Origin of the sequence: Kitasatospora sp. NPDC093558, assembly GCF_040683475.1 — a bacterium.
Classification (GTDB): domain Bacteria; phylum Actinomycetota; class Actinomycetes; order Streptomycetales; family Streptomycetaceae; genus Kitasatospora.
Map to the genome: position 1 here is coordinate 1 of NZ_JBFBDY010000311.1, position 7557 is coordinate 7557.

Here is a 7557-nt window from a genome sequence, read left to right on the forward strand (position 1 = left end):
GGACCCCCTGCACGGGGGCTGCTGGTCAGCTCCAGGGGACGGCGACGAGCCGGCTGGTGTCCTGGGCCCACGACGAAGGGCTGTCCCAGGCGTCGGTGCCGCCGTGCTCGCGACGTAGCCGGCGAAGCGGTAGTGGCGGACGTACCTCTCCGGGAAGTTGAAGGACTTCAGGGAGTAGCCGGTGCCGCTGTTCCCGGGCTGCGCGCAGAAGGTGGCGTCGGCGGCGAACTGGCTGGTACCCGCGTTGGGCTGGAGAAGGAGCTGGAACGCGTAGTGCCTGAGGTAACTGCCGGGCATGTCGGCCGACTCGAAGGAGACGCAGCCGCTGCCGGCCAGGCTGGCCCGGTTCCTGGCCGGGCTGCGCCGCCCATCACTATGGCCAGACACTGAGACACCGTCAATATGTCTGGTTGTTAACGCACATAATCGCGAGATCGCCTCCGCGACGACGACTTCCGGGTGCCGGGCGGGTGTCGGGTGGGTCCGGGGTGGCCGGGTCCGGGGTGGGGCGGAGTCCCCGCACGCCCGTGCGGGGACCCGCGTCCTGGGGCCGCCGTCAGGCCGGGGCAGCTCGGCCTCCAGGGTGCCGGCCGGGCTGACGTGCAGGGCGCCGTCCGGGCCGCCGATCCGCAGCGCCAGGGGTACGGGCCGTCGGCGGCGTTCGTCAAGTGACCACCCGCTGAACGGCTCCGCGGAGTGGCTGCACAGGAACCGCCTGCATCCAGGACGAGGAACCCCGACCGGCGCGCGGCCGGGGTTCCTCCAGGCGTCGGGTACCGGTGTTCTCAGGTGGACCGGGCGGGTCAGCGCTGCAGGGTGAGCACGCCCGGCCGGTACGGCAGTTGGATGTAGGAAGTGCCGTCCGAGTTGGGGTTCCTGCCCTGGTAGAGGAGCTGGAGGTTGCAGGGGTCGACGGTCATGGTCTGGTCGGGGTTGTTGCGGACCAGGTCACCGTGGCTGATGTCGTTGGTCCAGGTGGCACCGCTGTTGGCCAGGCCGGCGAAGGGGTTGCTCGCGGTGGCGGCCTGCGGGGTCCAGGAGCCGTTCAGGCTGGTGGCGGTGAACGAGCGGAAGTAGCGGTGCTCGTTCACGTCCCGGGCCTCGACGATCATGAGGTACTGGTTCTGGCCCTGGACCTTGTAGACCTGGGGCGCCTCGAACAGGTTCTGCACCGTGTCGCTCATGACCGTGGTGTACGAGGAGCCGAAGCTGCCGGGAAAGTTCCCGATCGGCATGCTCGCCCGGTAGATGCTGCCGTTGTCACCCGCGAAGAACAGGTACATGTTCTGGTCGTCGGCGATCAGGGTCGGGTCGATCGGGCCGCCGGTGGGGAGGCTGCCGGTGAACAGCGCCTGCGGCGCGGACCAGCCGTTGGGGTTGGTGGGGTCGCTGGACGTGCGGTAGGTGAAGGGCCAGGCGGTGCCCCATCCCAGCGAGGCCAGCACCCAGGTGTTCTTGGGCGCGAAGTAGAACAGCTGGGGCGCCACCGCGGACGAGGTCATGACGGTCTGGGTGGCCGAGGCCATGTCCGACCAGTTCGTGAAGGGAGCGAATCCCATCGACTTCCACGACGTTCCGTCGGAGTAGGTCGCGTAGACCAGGTGCTTGCCGTTGTAGACCACGTCGGTGAAGTCCTTCAGCGAGGCTCCCCCGTTCACCGGCTCCGCCAGCGGACCGGTCGAGGTCCACCGGTACGTCGACGGGAGAGCACACGTGGTGCCCGTCCCGGACAGGCCGGTCCACTGCTGGTTGCCGGCGCCGCTGCAGTTCCACAGCTGCACCGCCGTGCCGTTGCCCGTGCCACCGCCCGACACGTCCAGGCACAGCCCGGACTCCACGCCGACGACCGTGCCGTCGGAATTCACCCGCCACTGCTGGTTCGCAGCGCCGGTACAGGACCAGATCTCCACCCGCGTGCCGGCCGCGGTGGCGTGGCCCGGAACATCCAGGCACTTGGTGCCGTACACGGTCAGCTGGTTGCCGGACGTCAACGTCCACTGCTGGTTGGTCCCGCCCGAGCAGTCCCAGATCTGCAGGAACGTTCCGTCGGTCTGGCTCGCGTTCGGCACATCGAGACACCGACCGGAACCCGCACCGCGCAATGCACCGCTGGTGGCCGCCTGAGCCTGGCCTGCGACGAGCATCGACGCCAACGCCACCACGGCCGCAGCCACGGCGGCGAGCACCACGGACAGAGGTCTGCGGTTGGAACTTCGTCTGCGCATCGAGATGTCCTATCTGTGGGGATGGAGCTGTCACACGGTTCGGTTGTCGTTGACACGTGTGGTACCTGGCGGCGCGCGCCAGGAGTCGGGATCGGCCGGCGGGGAAGCCCCACCTTTGCCTGTCGGACTTCAGAAGCCCTGCACAGGTGCTTCTCTCTGCGGGGGGAGTCGGCGCAGGATGCGCCTCCAACTCGCCGTATGCGAAGGCGTTGCCGTCCACCGAGTCGGCGGGGGCGACGTACGGCTCGGCGAAGAATGTTAACGCTAACATTGCGGGGTCGAAGCGAGCCCTCCCAGTGGGAGGCGGATGAGATCTTGAACGTGAGCGGAGTCAATACCCGCCCACCTCGGCACGTCAAGACAGCTGCAACGACTTCCCGTGCCGACCGACGCGGCGACGGCCGGGACGGAGAGCATGGAGGCGCAGGAAGTACCGTGCCCGCTCCATCCGCCGAGCCCGGATGTAGCCGACCACCGTCCACGATTCGCAGGTGAACGCGGAGTTGGACGCGATGTTCCCGTGGCACGAGGGGCGACCGGTCGACTGGAGCGGTCCAACCAGGCCGCCCAGCTGATCCCTCCGTACCCGGGTCATGAGTACGACGTCTCCTTCCTCAAGCACGAGTTCTTCTTCGAACGGATCGTCGACGCCCGCAGCGCAGGGGTGGCGATGGCGCCCTTCGGGCCACGGTGACGGGTGCCGGCCTCGTCCGGCCCGCTCCCCGGCCCCCGCTTTCCGCCGAGCCCCACCCCCAGGTGGCGGGTGTGCCCCGGCGGAACAGAAGCAGACCCCAGACGTGGCATCCCTGGAACCTGACGACTCGTCATCAACGGTCAGAATGTGCGGTGTAGGTGAACCGGCCGGCGATCGGACATGGGATGCAATGCAGGCAGGCCGCCGTGGAGCGGGTGCATCCCCCCGTTCCTCCTGACAGTGCCGCCTGTCGAGCAGCTTTGCAGATACGGGCCTGTCATCGTGACTCCTGCGCCTGTTCGCGGCCATGGGATGTTCAGCGCGAGGGCGAACGTGCTATCTCTTGGAGTGCACTCCGTCCGGCGGGAGCACGGAACCAACCCCCTGGCGAAGGGAGCCCGAACCGGCGAACGCGGCGGACCAGCGCATGTGCGAGCGCTGACCGCGCTCCTGACGGAACCGGACAGGCCCGTGGCCGGACGGCTCCGGCCGTGCCCCAGGCGGACGAGGACGCTTCCGCGCCGGGCACGGCTCGTCGGCCGCAGCGGTGACCGCATCGCCCCCGTGTCCCACAGCTGCCGCGCCGCGACGGTACAGCCCGGCTCCCGTCGTGCACTGGACCAGGACCCCCCTGAGCGAGGACTAGATGACTGAGGCGAACCTCGTCGTGCTGTCGGCCGGTGACGCGGCCCTCGTGCTCGACACCACCGGACCCGCGATGCCCCGGGTGCTGCACTGGGGCGTCGATCCCGGCTTCCGTGCCGGCGACGCCGCGCAGGTGCTCGACGCCATGGCCCGGACCTCGCGCCACCAGGCCGGGAGTCTGATGCCCTCCCAGGGGCAGGGCTGGGGCTGGTTCGGACGTCCGACCCTGTCCGGGCACCGCGACGGCCGGGTGCGCCCTCTGCGCTTCGAGCTCGCCGAACCGGCCGCCGTACGCGCCCAGGACGGCCGGGGCGGCACCCTCCATGCGCGGGCCCTGGACCCCGGTGCGAGGCTCGCGCTGGACACCGAACTGCAGATGACGGAGCAGGGCGTGGTGCGGCTGCGCCACACCCTGACCAACACGGCCACGGACACCTACACCCTGGACGTCCTCACGTGTGTGCTGCCGGTGCCCGCCCATGCCGCGGAACTGCTGGATTTCGCGGGCCGCTGGGCCCGTGAGCGCTCCCCTCAGCGCGCTCCGCTGCGGCAGGGTGTGTGGTCGAGGGAGAGCCGGCGCGGCCGCACCGGTTTCGACGCCGGGTTGCTGCTCGCCGGTACCGAGGGCTTCGGCTTCCGGCACGGCGAGGTCTGGGGCGTGCACGCTGCTTGGAGCGGCAACCACGTCCAGTACGCGGAGCGGCTGGCCGACGGGACGACGGTCCTCGGCGGCGGCGAACTGCTGGACGCAGGTGAGATCCGGTTGGCGGAGCACGAGTCGTACCGAACCCCGTGGGTGTACTTCGGGACCTCCGGCACGGGCCTGGACGGGATCAGCCGAGGATTCCACGACATGCTCCGGAGCCGACCCCGGCACCCGAACTCCGCCCGGCCGGTCACCATGAACATCTGGGAGGCGGTCTACTTCGACCACGATCCCGAGCAGGTACGCGCCCTTGCGAACACCGCGGCAACGGTCGGCGTGGAACGGTTCGTCGTGGACGACGGCTGGTTCCTGCACCGCCGCCACGACCGGGCCGGCCTCGGCGACTGGTACGTCGACGAGAAGGTGTGGCCCGAAGGACTGCGCCCGCTCGCCGACCACGTCCACGGGCTCGGCATGCAGTTCGGCCTCTGGGTCGAGCCCGAGATGGTCAACCCCGACTCCGACCTGGCCCGCGCCCACCCCGACTGGTTCCTCGCCGACCCCGAACGCCTCCCGTTCGAGCAGCGCAGCCAGCACGTCCTGGACGTCGCGCACCCCGACGCCCACGCCTATCTGCTGGAGCGGATCAGCGCCCTCGTCGGAGGCGTGGGCATCGACTACCTCAAGTGGGACCACAACCGCGACCTCGCCGACGCCGTCCACGACGGCCGACCCGGTGTGCACGCGCAGACCACGGCGGTCTACCAGCTCCTGGACGAACTGCGCAGCCGCCACCCCGGGCTGGAGATCGAGTCCTGCTCCTCCGGCGGAGCCCGCGCCGACCTCGGCATCCTCGAACGCACCGACCGGATCTGGGGATCGGACAACATCGACCCGATCGAACGCCAGGCCATCCAGCGCTGGACCGGCCTGCTCCTGCCCCCCGAGCTGATCGGCTCCCACATCGGCTCCGCCCCCGCCCACATCAGCCGCCGCGACACCACGCTCGCCTTCCGCTGCGCCACCGCCCTGTTCGGTCACGCGGGCATCGAATCCGACATCTCGAACTGGTCGCAGGACGAGCTGACCGCACTGACCTCGTGGGTCAGTGCCTACAAGCAGCTACGGCCGCTGCTCCACGGCGGCGACGTCGTCCGCACCGACCACCCCGACCCGGCCGCCTGGGTCCACGGCGTCGTCTCGCGGGACCGGACCCACGCCGTCTTCGCGTACGTCCAACTGGACACCTCCGTCGCCGAGAACGGCGCGCCCGTACGCCTCGCGGGCCTGGACCCCGAGGTCCATTACGCCCTGCGGGTGCGGCCCGAGCTCTCCTGCCCCGAGCACACCTGGCCCGCCTGGGCACGACGGGCATCCGCGCTCACCCTGACCGGCCGGTTCCTGACCCAGGTCGGCCTGGCCGCCCCGGCCCTGGCCAACCAGCCCGGCCAGGCGTTGGTGCTCGAGGCCCAGACGCAGCCGCCGGCCTCCGGGAGGCGATGAAGAGGTCGGCGAAGGCGTACCGCGCCGCGGGGAGGGATTGCACGACCGTTCTCTCCTTCCTCAGGCCGCAGAGGAGGTCAGCCGGGCCGCGACGTCGGCGCCTTCTCGTACGAAGACCGGGATGCGCTCCAGCGGGGCCTCGGCGTCGAGCGTCGTTCCGCCCTCCAGCACACCGCCGGTGGCCGGGTCGCACCAACGGGTGCCGGACGGCAGGTACACCCGGCGGGCCCGGACGCCCGCCTCGTACACGGGTGCCACCAGCAGGTCGGGGCCGAGCAGGAACTGGTCGTCCACCTCCCAGGCGCGCTCGTCCTCGGGGAAGTCGAAGAACAGCGGACGCATGGGCGGGGCGCCGGTGCGGTGGGCGTCCTCGGACAGGCCGTGCAGGTACGGGCGCAGGCGCTCGCGCAGCAACAGGTGGTCGCGGAGGATGCCGTACGCCTCCTCCCCGTACGACCAGACCTCGTTCGGCCCGCCGGTCATGTCCGTCTCGAAGGCGGGGTAGTTGGGCGCGCGGTCGCCGTGCAGCCGCATGACGGGGCTGAAGGTGCCGTACTGGAACCACCGGACCATCAGCTCGCGGTACGCCGGGTCGTCCGGGTCGCCGCCGAAGAAGCCACCGATGTCGGTGTTCCACCAGGGGATGCCGCTCATCGCGACGTTCAGCCCCGCCCTGATCTGGCGGGCGAGGGAGTCGAAGGTCGTGGGGATGTCGCCGGACCACAGCAGGGCCCCGTGGCGCTGGCTGCCCGCCCACGCCGAACGGACCAGCGACAGCGGCCGGTCCTCGCCCGCCGCACGCAGGCCGTCGGCCACCGCGCGGGCGTGCTCCAGCGGGTAGAGGTTCGCGGCCACGGCGGCCGGCCCGGCGGCGTAGACGGCGCGCTCGGCGAGGTCCGAGGGTACGTCGGGTTCGCAGGCGTCGAGCCAGAAGCACGCCACTCCCAGCGAGCGGTAGTTGTCGTTCAGCCGCTGCCACAGGGCGGCGCGGGCTCCGGGGTGGGTGGCGTCGTAGTACGCCATCGGGCGGATCAGAGCCTGCCCGCTGTGCCGGGACGGCCACGGGAAGGTCAGCAGGCCGCCGCCCGTGTCCCGTACGAGGTGCCCGGCTGAGCGGAGCCCGTCGTACGCGTCGCTTCCGGGCTCGACGGTGGGCCACACCGAGACGGCGAGCCTCGCTCCGAGGTCCGACAGCTCCTCGACCATGGCGGCGGGGTCGGGCCACTCGCTCTCTTCGAAGCGCCAGTCGCCCATCCTCGGCCAGTGGAAGAAGTCGCAGACGATGACGGACAGCGGCAGTCCTCGCTTCTTGTACTCCCGTGCCACGGCCAGGAGTTCGCCCTGGGTCCGGTAGCGCAGCTTCGACTGCCAGAAGCCCGACGCCCATTCGGGCAGCAGGGGCGGACGGCCAGTGGCAAGGGTGTAGGAGTCCAGGATCCGGGCCGGGGTGTCGCCAGCGGTGATCCAGTAGTCGATGCGCCCGCCGCCGTCGGCGGTCCACCGGGTGGTGTCGGCGCCCAGTTCGACGCGGCCGGTGGCGGGGTTGTTCCAGAGCAGTCCGTAGCCGCGCGAGGAGTGCAGGAAGGGGACGGCGGCCACGGTGTTGGCCTGGACGAGGTCGATCACACAGCCCTTCTGGTCCAGGCGCCCGTGCAGGTGCTGCCCAAGGCCGTGCAGCCGTTCGCCGTCGTAGGCCTCGAAGGACTGCTGCGTCCGACCACCGGCCGCGTGGACGCGGGAGCCGGTGTGGTGCGCGTGCGGGTCGCGCTCGGCGAGGAGTTCGCGGCCCGAGACGGCGTGGCGGAATCTCAGCCGGCCGTCCGCCGAGGCCTCGACGGCCAGGC

Annotated in this window: 5 protein-coding genes; 2 read left to right on the forward strand and 3 right to left on the reverse strand. The window is 70.8% G+C overall.

What is annotated here, in order from left to right; genetic code table 11:
* The coding region (locus AB0O00_RS24685) for an AbfB domain-containing protein (RefSeq protein ID WP_363655181.1) at positions 1–387 on the reverse strand (387 nt) is incomplete at its 3' end.
* A 416-nt stretch (positions 388–803) separates the two neighbouring features.
* Positions 804–2225, reverse strand: coding sequence for a non-reducing end alpha-L-arabinofuranosidase family hydrolase (locus AB0O00_RS24690; protein ID WP_363655183.1), 1422 nt, complete (start codon positions 2223–2225; stop codon positions 804–806).
* Between the two features lie 520 nt (positions 2226–2745).
* Between AB0O00_RS24690 and AB0O00_RS24695 the strand changes: the two genes are divergently transcribed.
* The gene (locus tag AB0O00_RS24695; protein ID WP_363655189.1) at positions 2746–2919 is read left to right on the forward strand and encodes a hypothetical protein; all 174 of its coding nucleotides are present in this window, start codon (positions 2746–2748) and stop codon (positions 2917–2919) included.
* Between the two features lie 646 nt (positions 2920–3565).
* A complete protein-coding gene (locus tag AB0O00_RS24700; protein ID WP_363655185.1) occupies positions 3566–5713 on the forward strand; it encodes an alpha-galactosidase in 2148 nt (715 codons plus the stop codon).
* 60 nt (positions 5714–5773) lie between these two features.
* Here AB0O00_RS24700 and AB0O00_RS24705 read toward each other — a convergent pair.
* A partial coding sequence (locus AB0O00_RS24705) for a TIM-barrel domain-containing protein (RefSeq protein WP_363655187.1) occupies positions 5774–7557 on the reverse strand: 1784 nt, incomplete at its 5' end.